Source organism: Bacillus pretiosus (assembly GCF_052947655.1).
In genome coordinates, this window is record NZ_CM129593.1 from 798,908 (window position 1) to 824,040 (window position 25,133).

Sequence of the window (25,133 nt, forward strand, 5' to 3'; positions counted from 1 at the left end):
TTTCACTTCTTGTTTTGTGAACATATAAGATAAACATTAAAAATAGGGGTTTACAAAATACCCTATAGGGTATAATATATTGTCATAGGTTATAAATAGTGACATAATGGTAATGAGGTGATTATAGAATGGAATATAATCAAGATATGAAAAATAGATTGAAACGTATTGAAGGTCAGGTTCGTGGTGTGCTTCGTATGATGGAAGAAGGAAAAGATTGCCGAGAGGTTATTACACAGTTAACGGCATCTCGTTCTGCACTTGATCGTACAATTGGACTTGTTGTTGGAACGAATCTAGAGCAATGTTTGCGTGAGCAGTTTGAAAGCGGTAATGGTTCAAATGAAGAGTTAATTAAAGAAGCTGTTCAATTACTTGTAAAAAGCCGATAATCTGTCAAACATAAGTGTTGACAGATTTTCAAAAATATTTTAATATACCCCTACAGGTATATGTATATAAATTATGGAGGAATCGACTATGAGTATAAAAGTGGATATGAGTTTAGATTGTAAAGGTTTGGCCTGTCCGATGCCGATTGTGAAGACGAAGAAGGCGATGGAAGGTTTGACATCAGGGCAAGTGATTGAAGTTCAGGCAACAGATAAAGGGTCTACTGTAGATATACAAAGTTGGGCGAGTAAAGTAGGTCATCAATATATCGGGACGAAACACGAAGGTGATGTATTGATGCATTACGTTAGAAAAGCAAATGAGCATGAAATGAATGAAATAGTGAAATATCCTCATACAATTACGAATTCGGAATTGGAAGAGATATTATTAAGTGGTGAAGAGTGTATTGTAGTAGATGTTCGTGAAGCGGCGGAATTCGTTTTTGGTCATATTCCATCGGCTGTTTCCGTGCCGTTAGGAGAATTAGACAGTGCAGTGTTAGATCAGAAGAAGCAAATTTATGTTGTTTGCCGAACTGGTAACCGTAGTGATGTAGCTTGCCACATGTTGAAAGAGAAAGGTTATGCAAATGTGAAAAATGTCATTCCAGGCATGTTAGAGTGGCAAGGCAATGTGGAAAAATAAAATTTTTTAAATAAAAATATACCTATGGGGGTAATGAGATGAACGTTAAACCGTTACAAGCAAAAGATGTTGCAGAGAAAGTTTTATTCGGAAAGTTATTTATTTTAGATGTTCGTAATGAGGCGGATTATGAAGATTGGAAAATTGAAGGAAAAGAAGTTACTTCAATGAATGTGCCGTACTTTGATTTATTAGAGGGTGTAGATCATATTGTAAGTGAACTACCTAAAGATAAAGATGTTTTAGTAGTATGCGCAAAAGAAGGGTCTTCTATATTTGTGGCAGAGCAATTAACAGAGGCTGGATTAGAAAATGTTTATTATTTATCTGGTGGTATGAAGGCTTGGAGTGAATATATAAAGCCTATAAAAGTTGGAGATTTAAAAGATGGCGGAAGTATGTATCAGTTTAACCGTCTTGGAAAAGGTTGCTTATCTTATATGGTCGTTTCAAACGGTGAAGCAGCAGTTATTGATGCAGTAAGAACAGTTGAAGCGTACGAAGAGTTTGCGAAAGAACATGGTGTTACGATTACGAATGTAATGGATACACATTTACATGCAGACCATATTTCTGGCGGACGTAAGTTAGCGGAAAAAGTAGGTGGTACGTATTGGTTGCCGCCAAAAGATGCGGAGGAAGTTGTGTTCTCATATAAACCACTTGTTGAAGGATCTGTTATTACGGTGGGGGGTACTAAAATTGAAATTGACGCATTATACTCACCAGGGCATACGATTGGAAGTACGTCATTTATTGTAGATGATTCCTATTTATTATCAGGCGATATTTTATTTGTAGATTCAATTGGGCGTCCAGACCTTGCTGGGAAAGCTGAAGATTGGGTAAGTGATTTACGTACTACTTTGTATAGCCGATATAAAGAACTATCTCAAAACTTAGTTGTGTTACCGGCTCATTATTCAAAAATAAGTGAAATGGACGAGAGTGGCATTGTTAGTGCTAAATTAAAAGATTTATTTGCGTATAATGCAGGATTAAATATTGAGGATGAGGGAGAGTTTCGTAAAGTTGTAACAGAGAATTTACCACCTCAACCGAATGCATATCAAGAAATTCGTCAAACAAATATGGGGCGATTAAATCCAAGTCAAGACGAAGAGCGTGAAATGGAGATTGGTCCAAACCGTTGTGCTGTTCATAATTAATTCGGTTTCAAATGAAATAAAAATAGGAGGTATATAAGATGAAGGTGAAAGAAGTATTAGATGTAAAAGGATTAGCATGTCCAATGCCAATTGTGAAAACAAAGAAGGCGATGGAAGCATTACAATCGGGGGAAGTGTTAGAAGTACACTTAACAGATAAAGGTGCGATTAAAGATATTCCAGCATGGTCACAAAAAGGCGGTCATGAAGTGTTAAAGCATACAGAAGAAGACGGCGAATTAAAGTTCTGGATTAAGAAAGCTTAATTATAAAAATAGGAGGCATATAAGATGAAAGTGAAAGAAGTATTAGATGTAAAAGGATTAGCATGTCCAATGCCAATTGTAAAAACAAAGAAGGCAATGGAAGCATTACAATCGGGGGAAGTGTTAGAAGTACACTTAACAGATAAAGGTGCGATTAAAGATATTCCAGCATGGTCACAAAAAGGCGGTCATGAAGTGTTAAAACACACGGAAGAATCTGGTGAATTAAAATTCTGGATCAAGAAAGCATAGCAGTTCAATAACAAGTGGAAGATTACATCCTATGCTTATTATTGAAAGTAAAGAGGATAATCATATATGTTTTATATAGTTATATCTCTACTAGTATGGATGCTAGGAATTTTAGTAAAACGTTACATTCCGGTTTTAAACGTTGCATATATTTCGTTAGAACAAGTAAGGAAAATGGAAAGTGTTGTTGTAGATGTACGCAATTATACAGAGAGTCACAGTGATAACACTTCTAGAATTATGTGTATACCGTATGCGTATTTAAAACGGTATTATCATGAAATACCAAATAAGCCTTTGCATCTTATTGTTCATAATAAAGTGGATCGGAATTTAAGTGTTCGTTTTTTAAGAAAGAAAGGGTTCCATATTCAAAGCTATAGTTTATATTTGGACGGGAAAAAAGCACAAAAGGAGTTTAAATAGTTTTATGGATGTAAAGACAATATTAAATGTAATCTTAATTGTACTTGTATCGTGGTTTATTATTTCTCGCTTCTTACCAGTTAGAGGAGTAAAAAATATTTCAGGAAAAGATTTAAAACGGATAATGGGGCAAAAGAATAAACAATTTATCGATGTACGTACAGTAGGTGAGTATAGAGGGAATCATATGAAAGGGTTTCAGAATATCCCATTAAATGAGTTAGCTAGTAAAGCAAATCAATTAGATAAAAATAAGGAAGTAATCGTTATTTGTCAGAGCGGGATGAGAAGTAAGCAAGCAGCAAAGGTATTAAAGAAATTAGGATTTCAGCACGTTATCAATGTTTCAGGCGGTATGAATGGTTTGTGAGGAGGAAATTTAAAATGAAAGAAATGACAGTAAAAGAATTAGAAGAAAAATTGTTACGTAAAGAAGCAGTCAATATCGTAGACGTACGTGAAGTAGAAGAAGTTGCCGAGGGGAAAATCCCAGAAGCATGTAATATTCCACTAGGACTATTAGAGTTTCGTATGCAAGAGTTGGATAAAAAGAAAGAGTATATTATCGTTTGTCGTTCTGGCGGAAGAAGTGCACGAGCAGTTCAGTTTTTAGAGAGCTACGGTTTTCAAGCAATTAATATGGTAGGTGGTATGTTAGCATGGGAAGGTAAAGTCGTATAGTACAGAGATACATGATTTGAGCCTTTTTACAAATGACAAAATACCCCTATAGGTAATCGGAGGGAGAAAAACATGGAACAACAGAAGAAAACAACAATCGTTTTATTTAGCGGAGATTATGATAAAGCAATGGCTGCTTATATTATTGCAAATGGTGCAGCGGCGTATGATCAAGAGGTAACTATTTTTCATACTTTTTGGGGATTAAATGCTTTAAGGAAAGATGAGCATGTGAAGGTGAAGAAAACTTTCATCGAAAAAGTATTTGGAAAGATGATGCCACGCGGTGCGGATAAGATGGGATTATCAAAAATGAATTTTGCAGGTATGGGACCAAAGATGATTAAAGGTATTATGAAAAAACATAATGCGATGCCTTTACCAGATTTAATCGATTTGGCGAAAGAACAGGGGATTAAACTTGTCGCTTGTCAAATGACAGTAGATTTATTAGGGTTAAAAGAGGAAGAGATTATGGAAGGGGTAGAGTTTGCAGGAGTAGGAGCTTATTTAGCAGATGCTTCGGATGGGAATGTAAACTTATTCATTTAATTCACCTTCTTTTTAGAAGGGAGGGGATGTAAGATGAGCTTAGTCGTATTACTTTTTATAATTGGGTTTATAGGATCGTTTATATCAGGAATGGTTGGAATTGGCGGTGCGATTATTAATTATCCGATGATCTTATACATTCCGGTATTGCTGGGGTTTACTGGCTATACGTCACATGAAGTAAGTGGTATTACAGCGGTTCAAGTATTCTTTGCAACTTTTGCAGGGGCATGGGCCTATCGGAAAAGTAATGATATGGATAAAACGCTAGTTGTGTATATGGGAGCTAGTATATTAATAGGAAGTTTCATAGGGAGTTTTGGTGCTAACGTATTAGCGGAACATACGGTCAATGTTGTTTATGCAGCGTTAGCAACAATAGCTGCTATTATGATGTTCGTACCGAAACGAAATAATGGTGATGAAGTGAAATATAATAAATGGTTAGCAAGTTTGTTAGCATTTATTGTAGGCGGAGCATCAGGCATTATAGGTGCTGGAGGTTCTTTCTTATTAGTTCCCATTATGCTGGTCATTTTAAAATTGCCGATACGTACAACAATAGCAACATCTATCGCAATTACGTTTATTTCCTCAGTAGGAATTACGACTGGAAAAGTAATAACTGGGCAAGTAGTTGTAATTCCAGCTCTTATTATCGCGATTGCAAGTATCTTTGCTGCGCCGCTTGGAGTGCGAGTCGGGAAGAGGATCAATCAAAAAGCATTGCAATATATGTTATCGATTTTGATTGTAGGCACTGCTGTTAAGATGTGGATTGATATGATATCGAAATAAAAGGATGGTGCTGCTTGCAGCTCATCCTTTTATTTATGCCGCTATTTGAAGGTAGTAAACGCCTGATTGGTGCAGGCTGATTTATGCCCAAATAACTTTCATTAAGTTTTTATATTCGTCATTTGCTAATTTATATAGCATTCTCGTATGTTCAAAGACAAGTGCTGGATTAAAGTTTGGTTCTGAGAATGCAAGCGATGCTGAAATATCAATTGCATTTTGCTTGTTTAATGTGAATTTTGCAAATCGATAAGATGTGTTTAATTCATTGATAACATGCAAAATATCATTTGTTGATGTTGCATCAGGTACGTGAGCAACATTGAAGCAGTATATATCCACAGTAGGATGTTCGTTTTGGAAAGCAGCGATAAGTTGAATTTTTGCGCCAGCTTCTGTTTCTAAGCCTACTGAAAAATGAACAGAACCATCATTTTCATCTATATTTTCTTCCATGTATATATCGTTGGATTTTAAGTAGTCTTTAAAATCTGAGATGTTATGTTTTACTGCAGCTTTCATATGTATGAGCCCCCTGATAATTGGAATAGATTGCTACTATTTATTATAATTTAAAAATATTAAAAAAGATAGTTAGAAAGTTCTGATTTTTGATTTAGAAGAAATAAAAAGAAGCAGTACTCTACCTCCATAGAGAACTGCTTCTTTTTTATTCATTGTCGTTAGACGATGTTTCTGTATCTTCACTGCTATTTTTATTCTTATTTTTCACTTCATTGTTACTTGATTCGCGTTCACTTGAATTTTCAGACTTAGATTCTTTTGTTTTCTCTGTGCTTGTTTTCTTCGAATCAGAGTCTGTTTTTGTATATGCAGGTAATCCAAGGTGAGCGCGAAGCCCGTTTGTTACATTTGCTAATTCTTTTTTATCTGGATTGTAGTAATATGTTCGGCCGCCGCCAGCAGATTTGCTACATGTATCGTCACCTTTTTCCATATAGCAGTCTTCACCTTGAATTTGTAATTTCTCAATTTCCGAATCCGATCCGTACTTATAGAATGAAAGCATATCATCGAATGTTAAGTTCGTAACGAATTGGCCGTTAATATCATCAATGATGTTACCAACTTTTGTTACAGATCCAACGCTTGTTAGTTTCTTTAAAATAGCTTCAATAACGAGCTGTTGGCGTTGTCCACGCATTGCATCACTATCGATGTGGCGCGTTCTAGCAAGGGCAAGAGCTTCTTCACTATTTAGCTTTTGAACACCTTTCTTCAGATGAATCGCATCAGCAGTATCATTACTATCTTGTTCAGTAAATTCAACTGGTACATCGACTTCAATACCACCTAAATCGTCGACAATTTTCATAAATGACTTGAAGTTAAACTTTACAAAGTAATCAACGGGAACATTCATTAATTTTTCAACTGCATCAATGCTTGCTTGGGGTCCACCATCTTTTCCGTTTTTAGTAGAACCGTATGCATGAGCGTGTGTAATTTTATCTTTTTTCTTTTCCACTGGGATATAAGTATATGTATCTCGTGGAATACTTAATAGTTTTACAGTTTTGCTATCTTTATTAAACGTTGCAAGTAGTAGTGCATCCGTTCTTATAGCTTCTCCATATTCTTTCCCGCGGACATCGCTTTCATCAACACCCATGATTAAGACGGAGACGTTATTTGTGATAGGTTTTACAGCTTTATCACGTAAATCAGATTTATCACCGCGCGCTAAATCGTGTGCGGCATTTCGAACAGCAGAAGATGCTTTATTTACTAAAAACCAAGTATAACCGCCACCTATTATTAAAAAGAATAGAATAACGCTTATAATAATTTTTGTTTTTTTCCTACTTTTTTTCGGTTTACTGCGTGTATTTTCTTGCAAAGATGGGTTTTGCTCCATTTCCTGTACTCCTTCATTTGGATTGAAATACGACACTCACATCCACTTATTATAATGAAATTTGACGAAAAAAGACATTACAAATCATTTACATTTCGTAAAAATTCAATATATTTATAAAAAGTCAGATTTTCTATATTTTATTTTTCAGATGTAGAATAAGTATAAGTTGTTTTAGTGGAAATGAAAACATGTATTGTGAGAAAGTGATAGAGAAGTAAGATTTGTTGAAATATAGCCAAGAAGAAATGAGTAGGTTTACTGGTTTCTTCTATATAATAAAGAAGAATTTTACGGATAAAGGAGCGGGCATAGTGAATCATACATCATTCCGAGCAATCGTTGTGAACGAAACAGAAAGTAAGCAGTTTGTAAGAAACATTGTAGAGAGAGAAGTAAGTAGTTTACCTGAGGGGGACGTATTAATACAGGTTCACTATTCTTCATTAAATTATAAAGATGCGCTTTCAGCCACGGGTAATAAAGGTGTTACGAGAACATATCCTCATACGCCAGGAATTGATGCAGCAGGAGAAGTTGTGAGTAGTGAAGGGGAAACCATTAAGGTAGGAGATCAAGTCATTGTAACGGGATATGATTTAGGTATGAATACTTCTGGTGGTTTCGGAGAATATATTCGCGTGCCAGCATCTTGGATCACCCCTTTACCAGAGGGAATGTCATTAAAGGAAAGTATGATGTACGGGACAGCAGGTTTTACAGCTGCTTTATCAGTATATAAGCTTATTGGAGCAGGCATAACGCCTAGTATGGGAGATGTTTTAGTAACGGGTGCCACAGGCGGCGTAGGGAGTGTAGCTGTTAGTATTTTAAGTAAGCTAGGATTTAACGTAGTAGGAGCGACAGGGAAAATGGAAGAGGAAGAGATGCTACTACGTCTAGGAGCGAAACAAGTGATTCATCGTACGGAGTTGAATGATGAATCAGGAAGACCAATGTTAAAAGGGATATACGCCGGGGTTATCGATACTGTAGGTGGACATATGCTAGAAACCGCTTTAAAAACGGTAAAGTATGGTGGTTGTGTAACGACATGCGGTAATGTGGCAGGGCAGGAGTTACAAACAACGGTATATCCGTTTATTTTGCGAGGTATAAGTCTTTTAGGAATAGATTCTGTGCAATGCCCAGTGGATGTGAGAAGAAATGTGTGGACGCTCTTAGCAAGTGAATGGGAAAATAATGAGTTACTATCTTATACAGAAGAATGTACATTGGAAGAGTTAGATGAAAGGTTTACACTTATATTGCAAGGAAAGTTAAAAGGAAGAACGGTTGTAAATATGAAATAAAAAAGAGACGCTAACTTAAGCGTCTCTTTTTTATTATAATGATTGTTTTAAATTGATTTTACCTTGTTCACCTAAAACACCATCAGCGATATTTACAGCGTGATCACCGATACGCTCTAAGTTACTTACCATATCAACGTAGATGATACTTGCATCACCTGAACAGCTACGTTCATTCAGACGTAATACGTGACGTTTACGAAGAACACGTTCCATTTGGTCAATTTTACGTTCTTTTGCAATAACCGTTTGAGCTAGTTCAGTGTCGAAGTTAGTTAAAGCATTGATTGCATCTTGTAATGTTGAAATTGTTAACTCAAGCATTTCATTTAATTCAGCTAGTGCTTCGTCTGATAGTGAAACACGATGTGAAATTTGGAAATCTACAAGTTCTACAAGGTTTTCTACATGATCACCGACACGTTCAATATCTCCAACGACACCTGCTAGCACCGAATGCTTTTCAGAGTCTGTAGGTGAAAGTGGTTTTTCTGATAGTAAAACTAAATACTCGATAATTTTTTTATCTAAATTGTTAATAGCTCCTTCTAATTGAGTAGCCATATCAGCGTGTTTTTTGTCTTGTGTATTTAAAAATTGATTCGCTTCTTTTAATCCGTGTAATGAAAACTCAGCCATACGGATGATTTCTTTTTGAGCTTCTGTTAAAGCAATAGCTGGAGATTGCTCAATAAAGATTGGGTTTAAATGTTGCGGTTTGAAGTTAATAGATGAATCTTCACCACGAATGATTTTTGTTACGATCCATGCTAATACTGCAATGAATGGGAACTGAATAATTGTATTCGTTACGTTAAATGTTCCGTGTGCAAATGCAATTGTCATTTCTGGATTTAAATTTAATGACGTTTGGAAATATTGAATTAAACTTGTAAATGGTATTAATATAATCGTAAAGATAAGGGTACCGATAATATTAAAGATAACGTGAACTAATGCTGCACGTCTTGCAGCAATTGAAGTACCGATTGCTGCTAATACTGCTGTAATTGTCGTACCGATATTATCACCGAATAATACAGGAAGAGCAGCTTGTAAATCAATAGCACCTTGACCGAATAGTTCTTGTAAAATACCGATTGTTGCGCTTGAGCTTTGTACAATTAAAGTGAACACTGTACCGACAATAATTCCTAAAATTGGATTGTCACTCATGCTAACCATTAACTCTTGGAATGCCTCTAAAGAACGAAGAGGTTTCATACCTGCGCTCATTAATTCTAAACCGAAGAATAACATACCAAAACCAAATACAACTTGACCTACAGAATGTACTTTTTTATTTTTAAAGAAGAATAGCAAAATTGCTCCAACTGCCATAACTGGGAGAGCGTATTCTCCGATTTTAATTCCGATAATAAATGCAGTAACTGTCGTACCGATGTTCGCACCCATAATAACACCGATTGCTTGTCTTAATGTCATAAATCCGGCACTTACAAGTCCGACTGTTAAAGCGGTTGTTCCTGAACTTGATTGGATTAATACAGTAACTAACATACCTGCTAGCACACCCATAAGTGGGTTTGTTGTAAAGCGATCTAAAATATCGCGAAGACGATCTCCAGCTGCTTGTTGCAGTCCATCGCCCATGTATTTAATACCGAATAAGAAAATACCTAATCCACCAATGAACTGGAAGATCATATCTTGAATATTGTATTCCACGCATTCCACTCCTTAAATTTCATGTACGATGTAATTATTAACTAAACCTTGAGGCACTGTAAACGGTTTATCAGTAAAATTTACACTAAATTTACAAAGTGATAAAAAGTTTACAAACCTTTAAAGAAACACCTGGATTTAATTGGTTTTTTAGATGATATATCTAATCGGTTTGTAAAGAAGTCACATTTGTCACACTATTTATTGATAGTAAAAATAGGTGAAGGGAAACTACCCAACTGGGTATGCGGATTGGAATTTTATTTTGTTATGATGATGGTTCTTTGCATATTTTTTGATTAAAGTTAGAAAAATATGTAGGGAAACGGGGGAGGTTTGAAATGGATTTATTTAATGAAAGTAAAAAACGATTAAATTATTTTAAACTGTTTTCTTTTGAGATGCTCGCAACAATAAAAAAGAGCAATTCGCATATGAATTTGCTCTGCCTTTTTATGTTAAAAACTTTCGGTGCCTTGCATTTTAACAATTATGCAAAGTGTTTTTTCTTTATTTAGAATCGTCATCATGCTCCATAGTTATGACGACATTTCCCCTCTTATGTCCTTTTTCAACATATATGTGAGCTTCAATAATTTCCTCAAAAGTGTATTGCCTATCAATGACCACTTTTATTTTACCGTCCTCAACAAGTTCTTTAAGGAAATTTAATGCTTCGGAAGTTTCAGGTGCGTTTTGACTTAATATGAGTTTCACGCGACTTGTCAATTTAGTCCAGAACATTTGAGCACTTGGTAACGGTTCAACAATATTTATATAGGTACCATCTTCCTTTAACATTTTAATACACTCTGAAAAGGAGCTCCTGTTTACCGCTTCAAAGATAACATCATAAGTTTCGTCTGTAGTAGAAAAATTTTTTGTGGTGTAATCAATTACTTCGTCAGCTCCTAGAGATTTGACCAATTCTAAATTGGAGCTACTGCACACACCTGTAACTGTTGCGCCGAAATACTTGGAAATTTGTACTGCATAACTTCCGACACTTCCAGAAGCTCCGTAAATAAGAATGTTTTGACCGCTTTGAACGTTAGCTTTCCTAAGGAAAAACAAAGCTGTACGTGCTCCAATTGGGATGGCTGCGGCTTCTTCATAGGATATATTGGAGGGCTTCATGCACACTGCTCCAACTTCAGGTAGACAAATATACTCAGCATAAGAACCAAAATTTACTTGGGTAGCTGCAAAAACTTGGTCTCCTTTTTTAAATCGTGTGACGTCTTTTCCTACTGATTCAACTTCACCAGCCAATTCCATTCCAAGTATTTGTTTTTTCGGTTGCTTAAAGCCAAGTGCGATTCGAGCGGGTAGCCAAACAGAAGAGGGAACCGTAAAACTTCGTGAGCGAATATCTCCTGCTGTTACGGTTGTCGCTTTTATTTTTACTAGTATTTCATTGTCCTTAGGAGCAGGTTTTTCTATCTCTTTCAGTTGAAGAACGTCGGGGAGACCGTATTCTGTATATACTATTGCTTTCATTAATATTTCCTCCAATTCGTTCTATATGTTAATATCATACGAACAACATGAATAAATAGAACAGCGGTTCACTCTTCAATACAATGCAAAAAGCAGTGTGATTTTTTAGGAATCCACTGCTTTTTACAAATGTGTATACATGATTTTTTGGTCCAAGTACTTCGAAAAAGAACCCATTAGCATTACCCAACGGCTTTTTCTTTTGTTTTATCCCCTTGTTTTTGCTTCCGTAAGCTTGTGATGTAAATGAAAAGAAAAGCGATAAGTAATAGAGAGGAATATCGATATACAGTTGCATAGTTGGTAAAGTGTGCAATGAATCCAAATATAATTGCGCCAGCGCCAATACCGAGGTCAAATGCTGAGAAGAATGTAGCTGTTGCGACTCCTCGTCGGTGTGGTGCTACTCGGTCGATCATCCATGCTTGTAGTGCAGGTTGAATCGCTCCAAAACCACTTCCGTAGCATGCTGCTGCAATAATTAAACTCGGAATTGTAGTTGTATACGACAATAAAATAATACCTGTAAACGTAATGATAACCCCTGGAATAATAACGAATGCATGACCTTTCGCATCGTATAACTTTCCAGAAAACGGACGAGTGACAGCGATTGCAAGTGCATTAAATAAGAAGAAGAGGCTTATATCAGCAATTCCGACTTCCGTAGCAAATAATGTAATAAAGCTCCCGATTCCGCCGTACATTAATGTAATACATAATATTAATAATGAAGGAAGTAAAGCTTTGCGCTCAATAAATCCATCGAGAAAAGTACCAGATGTTTGCTGTGGTGGTTGCGGCGATTTTTTGATTTGAAGTAGTTTCGTTAATATTAATGAAACAATTGTACATGAAAGTGCACATAAAAAAAGAATCGTGAAGTTATATGTTTGCATGAGCCAAAGTCCGATAAGTGGACCGAGCGCCATTGCAATCGTTCCAGAAAGACCGAAATATCCCATGCCTTCGCCGCGACGAGCTTGCGGAATTAAATCTGAAACGACAGTTCCATATGTAGTCGTTGTAATACCAAAGCCAGCTCCGTGTAAAATTCGCACGGCAAGCAATAGGAAGACGGTTGAAGCGAAAAGATAACTACCCATAGCGAGTAAACAAATAGCAGTACCGATCATTAAAATGATTTTTTTGTTGAATTTTTGCAAGGCGTTTCCAGTCAGTGGTCGAACAAAAAGTGCCGCCACGGTAAACATGCCTACAACAAATCCGATATTAGAACTTGTGCCGCCAATTTCTTTCACATAAACAGGTAAAGTAGGAATTAACATTTGAAACCCTAAAAACATACATAAGTTTGCAAAAATTAAAGCGACAAACTCTTTCGTCCATAACGATTCTCGTTTTACGAGTATTGCTTCTCCCATATATTCATCCCCTATATAAAATTTTCTCTTTTCTTTCGAGTATATGTATTGGTCAATGTAACAGTCAAGGAAGGTGCCTTGAAAACGTATAACAATTTTTGCGGTGAAAAAACTGACAAATTTGTGTAAAAGCTACACAACTCTGAAAAAAAGATGTAAAGTATAGATGTATAGACTTGTAGTTGTTATGAATGATAGAAATTGGTTTTTCTTTAAAGAAAGCGGATTCAAAAAGTAGTGAATGAGAAGGGGAAATATACTTTTTCACTACATATATTTGAAAAGGTTTACAAAACAATGAAGAAAGAGGCGTGTACATATGAGACGATTAGGTATTTCTATTTATCCAGAACATTCAACAGTAGAGAAAGATAAGGAATATTTAACATTAGCAAGTAAATACGGATTTAATCGTGTATTCACATGCTTATTGTCTGTAGATGGAGAAAAAGAGAAAATTATAGAAGAGTTTAAAGAAACGATCTCTCATGCAAATGCATTAGGGTTCCAAGTATTAGTTGATATTAGTCCGTCTGTTTTTACACAATTAGGTATTTCATATAATGATTTATCGTTCTTCCATGAGTTGGGAGCGTACGGCATTCGTTTAGATGTTGGATTCTCTGGTTTAGAAGAATCGATTATGACTTACAATCCATACGGCTTAAAAATTGAAATTAATATGAGTAACGGTACGAAATATGTAGATAACATTATGAGCCATAGACCAAACCGTGAAAATTTAATTGGTTGCCATAATTTTTATCCGCATCGTTATTCAGGATTATCATACGATCATTTCATTAAATGCTCGAAACAATTTAAAGATTACGGTATGAGAACGGCTGCGTTTATTTCATCCTTTGATGCAACGTACGGACCTTGGCCAGTAACAGAAGGCTTATGTACGTTAGAGCAGCATCGTGAATTACCGATGACAACACAAGCGAAGCATTTATTTGCGACAGAATTAATTGATGATGTTATTATTGCGAACGCGTATGCATCAGAAGAAGAATTACAAGCACTAGGTGCATTAAATAAAGAGAAACAAACATTTGATATAGGATTATATGATACAACAACAGAACTAGAAAAAATTATCGTATTAGACGAGCCTCATTTTTACCGCGGAGATGTATCTGAATATATGATTCGTTCGACACAAAGTCGTGTGAAATATAAGAAAGAAGAGTTCAAACCGCATAATACACGCGAAATTAAACGCGGTGATCTTTTAATTGATAATGAACAGTATGGTCAATACAAAGGTGAATTACAAATTGCTTTAAAAGATATGGTGAATACAGGAAAAACAAATGTAGTTGGCCAAATTGTGGAAGAAGAAATTTTCTTATTAGATTATTTACAAGCGTGGGATAAATTCGGATTTACATTAAAGAAATAGATAAAATGAAAAAGGAAAAAACTACTGACCTCAGCAGCTTTTTCCTTTTTATATATAAATTGTGAGAGGAAGAGCTATGACAAAAGTGCATCAGCGATTAATTTCTATTTTAGAGGAGTTTTTAGAAGAGAAATCGATGTTAAATCGAGCTTTTTTAGCGAGCCGTTTACATGTATCAACGAAGACGATTCAAAAAGATATAAAATTATTAAATGATATATTGGAAGAAAACGGAGCGAAAATTGAATCGCAAAGAGGGACTGGATACGAACTGGAAATTATACAAACGAAGAAGTTTGAAGAGTTTTGCGTGGGTCTATTTCAAAAACAGACTGAAAAGATCCCGACTTCTTATGAAGAAAGGATAGCGTACATCCTGCAACGTATTGTAACGACAGAGGGATATGTAAAGCTTTCACAGTTAGCAGAGGAGATTTATGTGAGTAAATCGACTGTAAATTTAATTATGAAAGATGTGACAGATATATGTGGTCGCTATCAATTACAAATTGAAAAGAGACCGTATTATGGTATACGTATTGTGGGAGAGGAGTTTCATATTCGGTCTTGTTTATCACAATATGGTTTACCGCGCTATGATCATACTCCGTTTCATGAGCAGTTTGAGCAGAGGGATACATATTTATCGTTACCTCATATACCGCTTATCCGTTCGGTTATCTTAAAGTATATCGAGGGAGGAACGATATATTTATCAGATATAGAAATTGATAATTTAGTCATTCATATTGCAATTGCAATAAGGCGTTGTGAAGATCAACATTATATGAAAGGACTGAATGCGGAGCAATCAGAACTCATAATAAAGAAAGAATATACAATTGCGAAAGAGATTGTAGGGGATTTAGAGAAAGAGTTGCATCTTTCATTTCCAGAAGAAGAAGTTTTATATGTGACGATGCATTTATTGAGTACTGCTGTTACAGCGAGAGATCGTTATGAAAATGTGGAAGAACTATTAGGGAAAGATCTATATGCATTTATGCAACATATTCTTTTTAAAGTAGCGGAAGAACGGAATCTTATTTTTTATTATGATGAAGAATTATTATTTGGTTTTGGTGTTCATTTAAAAACGTTATTAAACCGTTTGAAGTATAAGTTAAATACAAGAAATCCTCTATTGGCAGAAGTGAAAAAGAATTATCCGTATGCTTTTGAAATTGCGGTTCTCGTAGGAGATATAATTGGTGAATATACGGGAGAATCGATTCCGGAAAGTGAAATTGGTTATATTGCGATTCACTTTGGCGGAGCGATGAGTCGTTTACAGGAACAGAATCAAAAGAAAAGATGTTTACTAGTTTGTGCGACTGGTCAAGGAAGCGCCCAGCTATTGAAATATAAAATTTTATCACAGTTCCGAGATAAATTAGAGATTGTAGGGATTACAGGTTATTATCAATTGAAAGTGGAAGACCTTTATAAAGATAAAATAGATTGTATTATTAGTACGATTCATATACCGAGTGGTTTGCCTGTTCCAGTTATAAAAGTGAACTCAATATTTGATGATAAAGAAATTAAATCCATCGGTCAGCAGTTGTTTACGCATGTGAATACTAGTGTACAGCAGTATATAAAGGAAGATTTGATCTTTTTAAATCATAGCGCTTCTACGAAAGAAGAGGTTATCCAATTTTTATGTGAGAAAGCCGCTGAGAAAAACTATGTACCAGAAAACTTTTATGATTCTGTTATGGAAAGAGAGAATACATCTCCTACAGCCGTTGGGAATTTAGTTGCAATTCCACATCCGATGCAGTTATTAAGTGAGAATACATTTTTGCTGTTTTGTACACTTAATAAAGCGGTTGACTGGGGAGATAAGAAAGTACAAGTTATTATTTTATTTAGTGTAAAGCGCAATAATAATGAAGATTTACAAAAGCTTTATGATTTTTTATATGATATTATGTCTAGTCAGCATACGATAGAAAAATTAACTCAGGCTGGAATGATTGAAGAATTTCAAGAGATTTTACTATCGTTTTGAAAAAGTATATAAAAACTTCCGTTACACAACGGAAGTTTTTTATGTTTAATTGTATGCGTTTTCATAATAAGATAACAATATAGAAAAAAGATAGCTTGGGGGAATTTAAAATGACTGATATGCAAACTCCATTTGCGTTAATTTTACATGGTGGCAATGCGAGAAGCGCAGCGCTTGAAGCAATTGCTTTTGCAAGACAAGGAGATTTTGAGAATGCTAGTGAAAAGATGACACTTGCTAGTGAAGAGATTTCAGCAGCTCATCGCATTCAAACAGACTTAATTCAAGAAGAAGCAAGAGGAAATCATGCAGAAATCAGTTTACTGTTAGTGCATGCACAAGATCATTTAATGAATGCAATTACAGTGAAAGAACTTGCTGAAGAATTTATTACTCTTCATAAACGAGTGGAAGAGAAAGTGACGGTATAAGATGTACATTTTATTATGTTGTGCAGCAGGCATGTCAACGAGTATGGTCGTAAGAAAAATGCAAGAAGAGGCAAAGAAACAAGGGAAGGATTATAAAATTAAAGCAGTTGATTCAGAACTTGTGAAACTGGAAATAAAAAATGCTGATGTTGTTTTAATCGGACCACAAGTGAAGTATTTGTTTCCGGCGGTACAGTTTCTTGCGAAGTCATACGATATACCAGTTGCAATAATAGAACAAAGAGATTATGGCATGTGTGACGGTTTAAAAGTACTGAAACAAGCAGAACAATTAGTTTTAGCATAATTATATTTTTTTAAATATAAACATTATAATGTTATAACTTTTTATTCTTACGTAGTAAAGAGAAAGAGGAGGGGTATTGATGAATGGTTTTATGAGTTTTATGGAACAAAAGATTATGCCAACAACGCAAAAGATTGCAGGACAACGACATTTATTAGCAATTCGAAACGGAGTTATTTCTACATTGCCGTTAACGATTGTCGGATCATTTTTCGTTATCTTTTTAAATTTACCAATTGATGCATATATGGAATGGATTGCACCATTTCGCCATATTTTAGATATTCCATTCCGGTTTACAGTAGGTTTAATGGCGTTATACGCAGCATTTGGGGTAGGAGCTTCACTCGCAAACTTTTATCAGCTCAATCAGTTAAGTGCAGGGTTGTTATCTGTACTCGCCTTTTTACTAGCATCAGTTGAACCAATTCAAATTACGAAAGCTGTACCAGGTGTTATTGATGCGGGAAGATATATTTCAGTAGGAACATTAAGTGCAACGTCTTTATTCGGCGCAATTGTTACAGCTTTAATTGCAGTAGAAATTTATCACTTTATGATTAAGCATAATATCTCGATTAAATTACCAGATAGTGTACCACCAGCAGTTGCAAACTCGTTTGCAGCATTAATTCCAACTTTAGTCGTTATTCTTTTATTCTGGGGTATTCGTTACGGTTTAAAATTCGATGTGAATACAACAATCACATATTTAATCGCACCACTAAAATCAGTATTAGTAGGAAATAATTTATTCGGCGGTTTATTAACAGTATTCTTAATCGTGTTCTTCTGGTCATTCGGTATACATGGCCCAGCGATTTTAGGACCAATCATTCGTCCGATGTGGGATTCAGCAATTCTTGAAAATATGGAAGTATTCACAGCTACAGGAAATGCACATCAATTACCAAACTTATTTACAGAGCAATTTATTCAATGGTTTGTATGGATCGGTGGATCAGGCTCAACATTAGCTTTAGTTATTATGTTTATGTTCTCTAAATCTAAATTCCTAAAAGAGTTAGGTAGATTATCATTCGTGCCAGGTTTATTCAATATTAACGAACCGATTATTTTCGGGGCACCAATTGTAATGAACCCAATCTTAATTATTCCATTCGTTATAACACCGTTAGTTACAACGACAGTATCATATTTCGCAGTTGTTTCAGGCATGATTCCGCTCATGATGGCGAAACTGCCATTTACGATGTTAGCACCAATTGCAGCGATTATTAGTACAGACTGGACAATTATGGCTGGTGTACTTGTACTTATTAACTTTGTTATCTCATTCGTTATTTACTACCCATTCTTCAAAATGTATGAGAAACAACAATTAGCAGGAGAGGAGAAAACAGAATGCTCGGAGCAATTATCATCTTAATTACATTCGTAGCGGGGCAGTGTATTGCACATTACTCAAAATGGGTACAAAGTAAATCTTTATTAGTGTTACTACTCGTATCAATTGTATTTATCGGTAGTTCAATGGGTGCCTATGTAATGTTAGGGTTACAATCACCGTACGTAATCATTGTACCAACGATTTTATGTGCAACATGTTTATCTGCAAAATATAGATTTACGAGCATGGCATTAATACAACGTGTGAAGGAGATGCAAAAGCATGGAGCGTAAATTAGGAATTTCACTTTATCCAGAGCATTCAACGAAAGAACAAGATATGGCATACATTTCGGCAGCGGCACGCCACGGTTTTTCAAGAATATTCACATGTCTATTATCTGTGAATCGTCCGAAAGAAGAAATTGTAGCTGAATTTAAAGAAATTATTAATCATGCAAAAGATAACAATATGGAAGTTATTTTAGATGTAGCTCCGGCAGTATTCGATCAACTTAGTATTAGCTATAGCGATCTGTCATTCTTTGCAGAGTTAGGTGCAGACGGTATTCGTTTAGATTTAGGTTTTGACGGATTAACAGAAGCAAAAATGACGAATAATCCGTACGGCTTAAAAATTGAACTAAACGTAAGTAATGATATTGCATACTTAGAAAATATTCTTTCGCATCAGGCGAATAAGCCAGCTTTAATTGGCTGTCATAACTTTTATCCGCAAAAATTCACTGGTCTTCCGTATGATTATTTCATTCGCTGTAGTGAACGCTTTAAAAAGCATGGCATTCGCACGGCAGCGTTTATTACGTCACATGCAGCTAACATCGGTCCATGGGATATTAATGACGGATTATGTACGTTAGAAGAGCATCGTAACTTACCGATTGAAGTACAAGCGAAACATTTATGGGCGACAGGGCTTATTGATGACGTTATTATTGGAAATGCTTACGCGAGTGAAGAAGAGTTAGAGAAACTAGGAAACTTAAATCGTTACATGTTACAGCTGAAAGTACACTTTGTAGACGAAGCGACTGAAGTAGAAAAGAGAGCCACGCTGCAAGAATTACATGTAAGGCGCGGTGACATAACAGAGTATATGGTACGTTCTACAGAAGTGCGTAAAAAGTACAAAGACTATGACTTCCCAGTGCGCGAAAGTGTATTACAGGAAAGAGGGCAAGTTGTAATTGGTAACAACTCGTTTGGTAAGTATAAAGGTGAACTACAAATCATTCTAAAAGAAATGCCGATAGATGAACGGAAAAATATTGTCGGTACAATTGCAGAAGAAGAGTTATTCTTACTAGATTATGTAGGAGCTTGGACGCAGTTTACTTGTGTGGAATAGGGAAGGGCAGGAGAGGATGCTATGGCATCCTCTTTTTTTGTTGAAATAGTAATCTATCGTATATAGAATGCAAAGAGATAGATTTAATTTGGACGGGAGAGAAGGAGATTGTCAGCGCTCTTCGTTTTTTACATAAGTTTGTTAATCATGAAGAAGTTTTAAAGGCGTTTGATAAAGTATATAAAAACCGAGGGAACTTATTTATGTCAGAGTGAAAGTTGCTTCGGGATCATATTAGTTACTTTCAAGAGAAAGTTAGAATGTGAGAATCAAAAAAAGAGTCAGCCTCAATGAGACTGACTCTTTTTATACGAACTAGTTTAATACTTTAACTGTAACTGTTTTACGTCCCCAGTTACTAGATGTACCTTTATCAGGCATTAAAACGTCGATTTTATTTCCTTTAATAGCTCCACCAGTATCACCAGCGATTGCTACTCCGTAACCTTCAACCCATACTTTTGAACCTAATGGAATGACACTTGGATCAACTGCAATTAGTTTCATGTTTGGGTTAGCTGTTAAGTTGTGACCTAAAGCTGATTTTACTTGGTCGCCTGCTTTATAACCATTTTCAAGTGGATCTGCTGTGTAAGCTGTTGCTACAACGCGTAGTTCACGAGAAGATGATGGTGCACTTGTTTCAGTTTCTTTTGCAACAGGTTGTTGTGTAGCAGGTTTTTGAGCTTTAGCCGCTTCACGAGCTTTAGCTGCCTCTTGAGCTTTAGCCGCTTCACGAGCTTCAGCTGCTTCTTGAGCCTTAGCCGCTTCACGAGCTTCAGCTGCTTCTTGAGCCTTAGCTGCTTCACGAGCTTTAGCTGCTTCTTGAGCCTTAGCTTCTGCTTGAGCTTCAGCTGCTTCTTGAGCTTTAGCTGCTTCACGAGCTTTAGCTGCTTCTTGAACCTTAGCTTCTGCTTGAGCTTCAGCTGCTGCCTGAGCTTTAGCTTCTGCCCCGGCTTTAGCTGCTTCACGAGCTTTAGCTGCCTCTTGAGCCTTAGCTTCTGCTTGAGCTTCAGCTGCTTCACGAGCTTTAGTTGCTTCCTCCGCCTTAGCTTTAGCTTGCGTTTCAGCTACTTCACGAGCTTTAGTTGCTTCCACTGCTTTAGCTGTATCTTGAACTTTAGTTGTTTTTTCAGCTTTAACTACTGGTTGAACTTTAACTGGTGCTTTACCAGTTAAGTAAGGAACATGAACATAAGCTGTTTTGCCGTTATATTCAAATTGGATCCAGTCGTTTTGTACTTGGTGTGTTGTTTCAATTACATCATCTTGTTTCAATTTACCAAGAATTTCTGAGTCTGTGTTTGCACCAGCACGTACGTTTAATACGTTTGCTGTTACGTAGTAAGTGTCTTTAGTATAGTCAGCGCTAATGAAAGCTTCTTTACCGCTGTTTAATTTCACTTTTGACCATCCGTTTTCTGTATGTAAAACGTTAACTTTATATCCATCTAATAATTTTCCTACAACTTTTGATTCAGTAGTTGGGTTTTCTCGTACATTTAGTACATCAGTCGTTACGATTGTTTCTGCTTTAGCAGATGTTGTGAAAATCCCAAGACCAAAAACCGCTGCTGTTGCTATACCCATAAATTTTTTCATAATAGCCTCCATTGCATTTGTTTTCGTTGACCTCATTATAGCAACCATTATTTTCTTATTTGCGGAAAACATAAAATTACAAAGGTTTCGTAACGGGTCATTAATATTCTGTAATAATTCCAGTAATATCCTAAAAGCGCTTTCTTATAGTTTATAGGGGAGGTTAGAGCATGCAATACATAAAAAGGGGAGTATTTCAATTTCTAATCGGTTAACAATGTTTCTTAAACGTTACGAAAATGTTTCGTAATCGTTACAAAAACGGCGTGTTTTGCTGTTAGGACAGGAAAGTAGTTATGTAAAAATAACTATTTTGGTTGTGGAGAAATATAAATGAGGTGAAAATCGATAAAATATCGCTATAATTGTTACAAAATAAGTCGAGTTATGGAAAAAATTACGCCTTGATTTTAGTCTGTTACATATTATTTTTGCAATAATAGGATTCTATAATAGCTTTAGTAAGCTAAAATAATGAAAGGTGTTTATAACGTGAAACATATATAATAGAAGAAACACGATTTAATAGATAAAGTGAAACTTTAATCAGTGGGGAGGATTCTTCCTCCCCCACTGATTATTAGTTGAACCAATCGGGCTTTAATGGGCAGCCCGACCCCCACCTAAATTCTTTGCTTTCGCTGAATTTTGAGGTGGGGGTCTTACTGCCCATTAAAGCGGGATAAATAAAAAGCGTAGGAGTGTAAACTCCTACGCTTTTGTTTATTCATATCGTAAACATTCAATTGGATCCAGTTTTGCAGCTTTGTTAGCTGGTAGTAGACCGAATATAATACCGATTAACATGGAGATACCTACTGCAAGAAGTCCAAGTTCTTTTGAGACAACGAGTGGCCATCCGGCAAAGATTGAGACGATCCAAGCGAAGAAGATACCGAGCATGAATCCGATGAAACCACCGAGTCCTGTTAAAATACAAGATTCAATTAAGAATTGTGTTAATACTTTACCGCGCGTTGCACCAAGTGCTTTACGAATACCAATCTCACGTGTACGTTCTGTTACAGATACAAGCATAATATTCATTACACCGATACCACCAACAAGTAAGGAGATAGCGGCAATACCACCGAATACCATTTTCATCATACCGATGGATTCGTCTAATTGCTTCGTAAATTCACCTAAGTCTTGTGCTTCGAATTTGTGCTCAAATTTCGGAGCTTTCATTTCGTTTAAAACAGAAACGGCTTGTTTTTCTACACTTTTACGTTCTGTTGGAGAGGTCATCGTTAATCTTACAGAGTCATACTCATTTACTCCTGAAATGACAGGTGCGTTTTCCAGTGATGTGTAACCTTCAGGCATAGCCATTCCAAATTCGTTTTTCGTTTCGTATACACCGACTATTTTATACGGCTTTCCTTTTATATCTGTGTATTGATTTGATTCCCAACCACTAAATAATTTGTTGAAAGCTTCTTCATTTAATATAACAGCAGGGATTGCCTGGTTTAATTCGCTGTCGTTTAATTCACGACCGTGAACTAATTTTATTTTCGAATCTGTCATAAAGGCGCCTGTTCCACCTTTTAAATCAAGAGAGACATCTTTTGAACCAGCAGATGCTTTTACTTTCATACTTACATCTGGATACACATCTTTAATGCCTGGTACGGTTTGAAGACGGTTTAGCATATCAGGTGTGATTTTGGCACTATCTGTTCCATAATCAGGGTTGTTGTAGTAAATCGTTATTTCATTATCTTTTCCTTGGCCTAGCTCTTCTTTAAACTTTGCATTTGTACCATCACCCATTGAAATGATAGTAATAATGGCACTAATACCGATAATAATTCCTAGCATTGTTAAGATGGAACGCATTTTGTGGGCAAAGATAGAGGAAAGGGCCATGCGTATATTTTCACTCGTGTTCAAAATTAACCTCTCCAATCTTGGACGATGTTTCCGTCACGAATTACAATTTGCCTTGCTGCAGCTTCCCCAATTTCACGATCATGGGTAATCATAATGATTGTTGAGCCTTGTTTGTTTAATTCGTAAAAGAGATCCATAATTTGTGTACTTGTTTTCGTATCAAGTGCTCCTGTCGGTTCATCGGCTAAAATGAACTTTGGATTATTTACGATTGCACGTGCGACTGCGACACGCTGTTTTTGTCCACCTGATAATTCGTTCGGTAGGTGAGTAGCACGATCAGCTAAACCTACTTTTGTTAAAGCGGCTAATGAGCGCTCGCGTCTTTCTTTTTTATCGACTCCAGCGTAAATAAGAGGTAGCTCTACATTTTGAAGTGCTGTAAGTCTCGGTAATAACATGAAGTTTTGGAATACGAACCCAATCTCTTTATTACGAACGCGTGCAAGTTCTGTCTCAGACATGTTTGAAATATTTTGACCAGCTAGTTCATACGCACCTGTCGTTGGTTTATCTAAGCAGCCGATAATGTTCATTAATGTTGATTTACCAGAACCAGATGGTCCCATAATAGAAGTGAATTCTCCCTGGTTCAGTGTTACGTCAATGCCGTGTAATATTTGAACGGATTCTGCACCATTTTGGAAAGATTTCGTGATGCCTTTTAAGTTAATCATCGGGCGACGACCTCCATACCATCTTTTAAGTCTTTTTCAGGTTTAGAGATAATTTGCTCTCCTTTTTTCACTCCAGAAACTTTTGCTTCGCTATCAGTCTCGAATTCAACAGTAACAGCTTGTTCTTTCGCTTTACCGTCTTTTACAACGAAGACAATATTTTTGTCACCTTTTTTCACGATGCTGCTTTTCGGAACAATCGTACCAGTTGCTTCGCCAGATTTACTTGTTACGTAAACGTGGAAGCCGTTTTGTAATTCTTCACTATTATCTAATGTGACAGTGAATTGATAGTTAGAAACTGTTTTGTTTTCATCCATGCTCTTTAATGGTGTAGAACCGATTTCTGTTACTTTTCCTGTCCAAGTCTTACCAGCGACAGTTTTTGAGGAAACAGTTACTTCTTGCCCGACTTTCATACTAGCAAGCTCATATTCAGAAAGTTGACCTTTTACTTTAAATGGCCCAGCGTGGCGAAGTGTAATGCCGCTCATACCTGTTTTTTCATCAGCAGTTTTTACGATATCATCAATTACGCCATCAGTAGGGCTCGTTACAGAAAGTGTATTTACTTTCTCTTTTGCTGCTTTAATCATTTCATCAGATTTTTCAACTTCAAACTTTTTCATTTCAATTTGTGATTCTAATTGTTGTACTTCGATTTCTGATGCTTTTAATGCTTCAGCAGGAAGGCCTGCATTTTTATCTTTTTGTAATTTTTGTTTCGCTGTATCAATTTGTTTTTGGAACAATGTTACTTCTTTTTGTGCGATTTTCTTTTGCATTTCTGCTTCCGTTACACCTTGTTTCGCAGTAGGGTCATTATATTTAAACAGAAGCTGCCCTTTCTTAACTTCATCGCCTTTTTTAACAGCTAATTCATACGTACCTTTTGTTGGATCAAATGAAATTGTTTCGATGCCGTTTGGAATGACTTCACCGCCAAATTTTTGCGCGTTTTCAATTTGTTTTTCTGTTACTTTATATCCGCTATATGCCATTGCTACTTCTGAACTACCGCCAGCAAATGCAAAATATGATCCAGCTGCAATACCGATTGCTACTACACTAGTAATTAACACTTTATTTTTCTTCTTCATCTATTTATCACCTTTTCGTTCG

The 25,133-nt window shown here is 36.1% G+C and carries 27 protein-coding genes and 1 pseudogene; 19 read left to right on the forward strand and 9 right to left on the reverse strand.

Features of this window, described 5'->3' with window-relative positions; translation table 11 throughout:
- Positions 1-128: 128 nt before the first annotated feature.
- From ACU8YW_RS04115 to ACU8YW_RS04160, 10 genes are all read left to right on the forward strand, one after another.
- Positions 129-392: a metal-sensitive transcriptional regulator gene (locus ACU8YW_RS04115; RefSeq protein ID WP_000456206.1), complete on the forward strand. Its 264-nt coding sequence runs from the start codon at positions 129-131 to the stop codon at positions 390-392.
- Between the two features lie 73 nt (positions 393-465).
- A complete protein-coding gene (locus ACU8YW_RS04120) occupies positions 466-1,041 on the forward strand; it encodes a sulfurtransferase TusA family protein (protein WP_426933984.1) in 576 nt (191 codons plus the stop codon).
- Positions 1,042-1,079: 38 nt separating this feature from the next.
- The gene (locus ACU8YW_RS04125) at positions 1,080-2,210 is read left to right on the forward strand and encodes an MBL fold metallo-hydrolase (protein WP_046956724.1); all 1,131 of its coding nucleotides are present in this window, start codon (positions 1,080-1,082) and stop codon (positions 2,208-2,210) included.
- A gap of 38 nt (positions 2,211-2,248) precedes the next feature.
- Positions 2,249-2,476 (forward strand): sulfurtransferase TusA family protein, encoded by a 228-nt coding sequence (locus tag ACU8YW_RS04130; RefSeq protein ID WP_044796320.1) that lies wholly within the window; start codon positions 2,249-2,251, stop codon positions 2,474-2,476.
- A gap of 24 nt (positions 2,477-2,500) precedes the next feature.
- Positions 2,501-2,728 carry a sulfurtransferase TusA family protein gene (locus tag ACU8YW_RS04135; protein WP_000864996.1) on the forward strand — a complete coding sequence of 76 codons (228 nt, stop codon included), beginning with the start codon at positions 2,501-2,503 and terminating at the stop codon, positions 2,726-2,728.
- 66 nt (positions 2,729-2,794) lie between these two features.
- A complete protein-coding gene (locus ACU8YW_RS04140) occupies positions 2,795-3,154 on the forward strand; it encodes a sulfurtransferase (RefSeq protein WP_088608426.1) in 360 nt (119 codons plus the stop codon).
- A 4-nt stretch (positions 3,155-3,158) separates the two neighbouring features.
- On the forward strand, positions 3,159-3,524 hold the full coding sequence (locus tag ACU8YW_RS04145; protein WP_106383090.1) for a rhodanese-like domain-containing protein: 366 nt from the start codon (positions 3,159-3,161) through the stop codon (positions 3,522-3,524).
- A 14-nt stretch (positions 3,525-3,538) separates the two neighbouring features.
- The gene (locus ACU8YW_RS04150) at positions 3,539-3,835 is read left to right on the forward strand and encodes a rhodanese-like domain-containing protein (RefSeq protein WP_330938350.1); all 297 of its coding nucleotides are present in this window, start codon (positions 3,539-3,541) and stop codon (positions 3,833-3,835) included.
- A gap of 72 nt (positions 3,836-3,907) precedes the next feature.
- Positions 3,908-4,387 carry a DsrE/DsrF/DrsH-like family protein gene (locus ACU8YW_RS04155; protein ID WP_000437728.1) on the forward strand — a complete coding sequence of 160 codons (480 nt, stop codon included), beginning with the start codon at positions 3,908-3,910 and terminating at the stop codon, positions 4,385-4,387.
- Positions 4,388-4,420: 33 nt separating this feature from the next.
- A complete protein-coding gene (locus ACU8YW_RS04160; protein ID WP_426933983.1) occupies positions 4,421-5,185 on the forward strand; it encodes a sulfite exporter TauE/SafE family protein in 765 nt (254 codons plus the stop codon).
- Positions 5,186-5,266: 81 nt separating this feature from the next.
- On the opposite strand, the gene ACU8YW_RS04165 is transcribed toward ACU8YW_RS04160, so the two are convergent.
- Together ACU8YW_RS04165 and ACU8YW_RS04170 are read right to left on the reverse strand one after the other, a co-directional pair.
- Positions 5,267-5,707 carry a hypothetical protein gene (locus tag ACU8YW_RS04165; protein WP_000642361.1) on the reverse strand — a complete coding sequence of 147 codons (441 nt, stop codon included), beginning with the start codon at positions 5,705-5,707 and terminating at the stop codon, positions 5,267-5,269.
- 148 nt (positions 5,708-5,855) lie between these two features.
- Complete coding sequence (locus tag ACU8YW_RS04170; protein WP_087985803.1) at positions 5,856-7,064, reverse strand: LCP family protein; 1,209 nt, start codon at positions 7,062-7,064, stop codon at positions 5,856-5,858.
- A gap of 314 nt (positions 7,065-7,378) precedes the next feature.
- Here ACU8YW_RS04170 and ACU8YW_RS04175 point away from each other — a divergent pair, with 314 nt between their 5' ends.
- Entirely contained in the window at positions 7,379-8,377 is a 999-nt protein-coding gene (locus tag ACU8YW_RS04175) for a YhdH/YhfP family quinone oxidoreductase (protein ID WP_088062035.1), read from the forward strand.
- A 33-nt stretch (positions 8,378-8,410) separates the two neighbouring features.
- Here the strand turns inward: ACU8YW_RS04175 and ACU8YW_RS04180 are convergent, their stop codons facing one another.
- From ACU8YW_RS04180 to ACU8YW_RS04190, 3 genes are all read right to left on the reverse strand, one after another.
- Positions 8,411-10,066, reverse strand: coding sequence for a Na/Pi cotransporter family protein (locus ACU8YW_RS04180; protein WP_048545730.1), 1,656 nt, complete (start codon positions 10,064-10,066; stop codon positions 8,411-8,413).
- 510 nt (positions 10,067-10,576) lie between these two features.
- Positions 10,577-11,566 carry an NAD(P)-dependent alcohol dehydrogenase gene (locus ACU8YW_RS04185; protein ID WP_097891346.1) on the reverse strand — a complete coding sequence of 330 codons (990 nt, stop codon included), beginning with the start codon at positions 11,564-11,566 and terminating at the stop codon, positions 10,577-10,579.
- A gap of 182 nt (positions 11,567-11,748) precedes the next feature.
- Positions 11,749-12,951, reverse strand: coding sequence for an MFS transporter (locus ACU8YW_RS04190; RefSeq protein ID WP_097891344.1), 1,203 nt, complete (start codon positions 12,949-12,951; stop codon positions 11,749-11,751).
- Between the two features lie 319 nt (positions 12,952-13,270).
- On the opposite strand from ACU8YW_RS04190, the gene ACU8YW_RS04195 reads away from it, so the two are divergent.
- From ACU8YW_RS04195 to ACU8YW_RS04230, 8 genes and pseudogenes are all read left to right on the forward strand, one after another.
- Positions 13,271-14,359, forward strand: a complete 1,089-nt coding sequence (locus tag ACU8YW_RS04195; RefSeq protein ID WP_330938352.1) for a DUF871 domain-containing protein — start codon at positions 13,271-13,273, stop codon at positions 14,357-14,359.
- A 76-nt stretch (positions 14,360-14,435) separates the two neighbouring features.
- Positions 14,436-16,376: a BglG family transcription antiterminator gene (locus ACU8YW_RS04200; RefSeq protein ID WP_199694979.1), complete on the forward strand. Its 1,941-nt coding sequence runs from the start codon at positions 14,436-14,438 to the stop codon at positions 16,374-16,376.
- Positions 16,377-16,486: 110 nt separating this feature from the next.
- The gene (locus tag ACU8YW_RS04205) at positions 16,487-16,807 is read left to right on the forward strand and encodes a PTS lactose/cellobiose transporter subunit IIA (protein ID WP_000131328.1); all 321 of its coding nucleotides are present in this window, start codon (positions 16,487-16,489) and stop codon (positions 16,805-16,807) included.
- A 1-nt stretch (position 16,808) separates the two neighbouring features.
- Complete coding sequence (locus ACU8YW_RS04210; RefSeq protein WP_000275638.1) at positions 16,809-17,114, forward strand: PTS sugar transporter subunit IIB; 306 nt, start codon at positions 16,809-16,811, stop codon at positions 17,112-17,114.
- Between the two features lie 79 nt (positions 17,115-17,193).
- Positions 17,194-18,504, forward strand: coding sequence for a PTS sugar transporter subunit IIC (locus tag ACU8YW_RS04215; RefSeq protein ID WP_002063903.1), 1,311 nt, complete (start codon positions 17,194-17,196; stop codon positions 18,502-18,504).
- Positions 18,480-18,758 (forward strand): hypothetical protein, encoded by a 279-nt coding sequence (locus tag ACU8YW_RS04220; protein WP_000900036.1) that lies wholly within the window; start codon positions 18,480-18,482, stop codon positions 18,756-18,758. Before ACU8YW_RS04215 ends, ACU8YW_RS04220 begins: the two co-directional genes overlap by 25 nt.
- Entirely contained in the window at positions 18,748-19,833 is a 1,086-nt protein-coding gene (locus ACU8YW_RS04225; RefSeq protein ID WP_087985792.1) for a DUF871 domain-containing protein, read from the forward strand. Before ACU8YW_RS04220 ends, ACU8YW_RS04225 begins: the two co-directional genes overlap by 11 nt.
- 92 nt (positions 19,834-19,925) lie before the next feature.
- Positions 19,926-20,048, forward strand: a pseudogene (locus tag ACU8YW_RS04230) (HEAT repeat domain-containing protein); the annotation flags it as partial.
- Positions 20,049-20,148: 100 nt separating this feature from the next.
- On the opposite strand, the gene entC reads toward ACU8YW_RS04230, so the two are convergent.
- The 4 genes from entC to ACU8YW_RS04250 form a co-directional block, all read right to left on the reverse strand.
- Entirely contained in the window at positions 20,149-21,558 is a 1,410-nt protein-coding gene (gene entC / locus ACU8YW_RS04235) for a cell wall-binding protein EntC (RefSeq protein ID WP_330939031.1), read from the reverse strand.
- 600 nt (positions 21,559-22,158) lie between these two features.
- Complete coding sequence (locus ACU8YW_RS04240) at positions 22,159-23,334, reverse strand: ABC transporter permease (RefSeq protein WP_097891337.1); 1,176 nt, start codon at positions 23,332-23,334, stop codon at positions 22,159-22,161.
- A gap of 2 nt (positions 23,335-23,336) precedes the next feature.
- A complete protein-coding gene (locus tag ACU8YW_RS04245; protein ID WP_000609098.1) occupies positions 23,337-24,011 on the reverse strand; it encodes an ABC transporter ATP-binding protein in 675 nt (224 codons plus the stop codon).
- Positions 24,008-25,111: an efflux RND transporter periplasmic adaptor subunit gene (locus tag ACU8YW_RS04250; protein WP_097891335.1), complete on the reverse strand. Its 1,104-nt coding sequence runs from the start codon at positions 25,109-25,111 to the stop codon at positions 24,008-24,010. Before ACU8YW_RS04250 ends, ACU8YW_RS04245 begins: the two co-directional genes overlap by 4 nt.
- Between the last annotated feature and the right edge of the window lie 22 nt (positions 25,112-25,133).

Bases quoted from the DNA above. Each gene is read 5' to 3' on its own strand.
- ACU8YW_RS04170 (WP_087985803.1), bottom strand. From the start codon at position 7,064: ATGGAGCAAAACCCATCTTTGCAAGAAAATACACGCAGTAAACCGAAA.
- ACU8YW_RS04190 (WP_097891344.1), bottom strand. From the start codon at position 12,951: ATGGGAGAAGCAATACTCGTAAAACGAGAATCGTTATGGACGAAAGAG.
- ACU8YW_RS04185 (WP_097891346.1), bottom strand. From the start codon at position 11,566: ATGAAAGCAATAGTATATACAGAATACGGTCTCCCCGACGTTCTTCAA.
- ACU8YW_RS04220 (WP_000900036.1), top strand. From the start codon at position 18,480: ATGCTCGGAGCAATTATCATCTTAATTACATTCGTAGCGGGGCAGTGT.
- ACU8YW_RS04205 (WP_000131328.1), top strand. From the start codon at position 16,487: ATGACTGATATGCAAACTCCATTTGCGTTAATTTTACATGGTGGCAAT.
- ACU8YW_RS04200 (WP_199694979.1), top strand. From the start codon at position 14,436: ATGACAAAAGTGCATCAGCGATTAATTTCTATTTTAGAGGAGTTTTTA.
- ACU8YW_RS04135 (WP_000864996.1), top strand. From the start codon at position 2,501: ATGAAAGTGAAAGAAGTATTAGATGTAAAAGGATTAGCATGTCCAATG.
- ACU8YW_RS04125 (WP_046956724.1), top strand. From the start codon at position 1,080: ATGAACGTTAAACCGTTACAAGCAAAAGATGTTGCAGAGAAAGTTTTA.
- ACU8YW_RS04140 (WP_088608426.1), top strand. From the start codon at position 2,795: ATGTTTTATATAGTTATATCTCTACTAGTATGGATGCTAGGAATTTTA.
- ACU8YW_RS04115 (WP_000456206.1), top strand. From the start codon at position 129: ATGGAATATAATCAAGATATGAAAAATAGATTGAAACGTATTGAAGGT.
- ACU8YW_RS04225 (WP_087985792.1), top strand. From the start codon at position 18,748: ATGGAGCGTAAATTAGGAATTTCACTTTATCCAGAGCATTCAACGAAA.
- ACU8YW_RS04165 (WP_000642361.1), bottom strand. From the start codon at position 5,707: ATGAAAGCTGCAGTAAAACATAACATCTCAGATTTTAAAGACTACTTA.
- ACU8YW_RS04155 (WP_000437728.1), top strand. From the start codon at position 3,908: ATGGAACAACAGAAGAAAACAACAATCGTTTTATTTAGCGGAGATTAT.
- ACU8YW_RS04215 (WP_002063903.1), top strand. From the start codon at position 17,194: ATGAATGGTTTTATGAGTTTTATGGAACAAAAGATTATGCCAACAACG.
- ACU8YW_RS04210 (WP_000275638.1), top strand. From the start codon at position 16,809: ATGTACATTTTATTATGTTGTGCAGCAGGCATGTCAACGAGTATGGTC.
- ACU8YW_RS04150 (WP_330938350.1), top strand. From the start codon at position 3,539: ATGAAAGAAATGACAGTAAAAGAATTAGAAGAAAAATTGTTACGTAAA.
- ACU8YW_RS04195 (WP_330938352.1), top strand. From the start codon at position 13,271: ATGAGACGATTAGGTATTTCTATTTATCCAGAACATTCAACAGTAGAG.
- ACU8YW_RS04145 (WP_106383090.1), top strand. From the start codon at position 3,159: ATGGATGTAAAGACAATATTAAATGTAATCTTAATTGTACTTGTATCG.
- ACU8YW_RS04130 (WP_044796320.1), top strand. From the start codon at position 2,249: ATGAAGGTGAAAGAAGTATTAGATGTAAAAGGATTAGCATGTCCAATG.
- ACU8YW_RS04120 (WP_426933984.1), top strand. From the start codon at position 466: ATGGAGGAATCGACTATGAGTATAAAAGTGGATATGAGTTTAGATTGT.
- ACU8YW_RS04245 (WP_000609098.1), bottom strand. From the start codon at position 24,011: ATGATTAACTTAAAAGGCATCACGAAATCTTTCCAAAATGGTGCAGAA.
- ACU8YW_RS04250 (WP_097891335.1), bottom strand. From the start codon at position 25,111: ATGAAGAAGAAAAATAAAGTGTTAATTACTAGTGTAGTAGCAATCGGT.
- ACU8YW_RS04160 (WP_426933983.1), top strand. From the start codon at position 4,421: ATGAGCTTAGTCGTATTACTTTTTATAATTGGGTTTATAGGATCGTTT.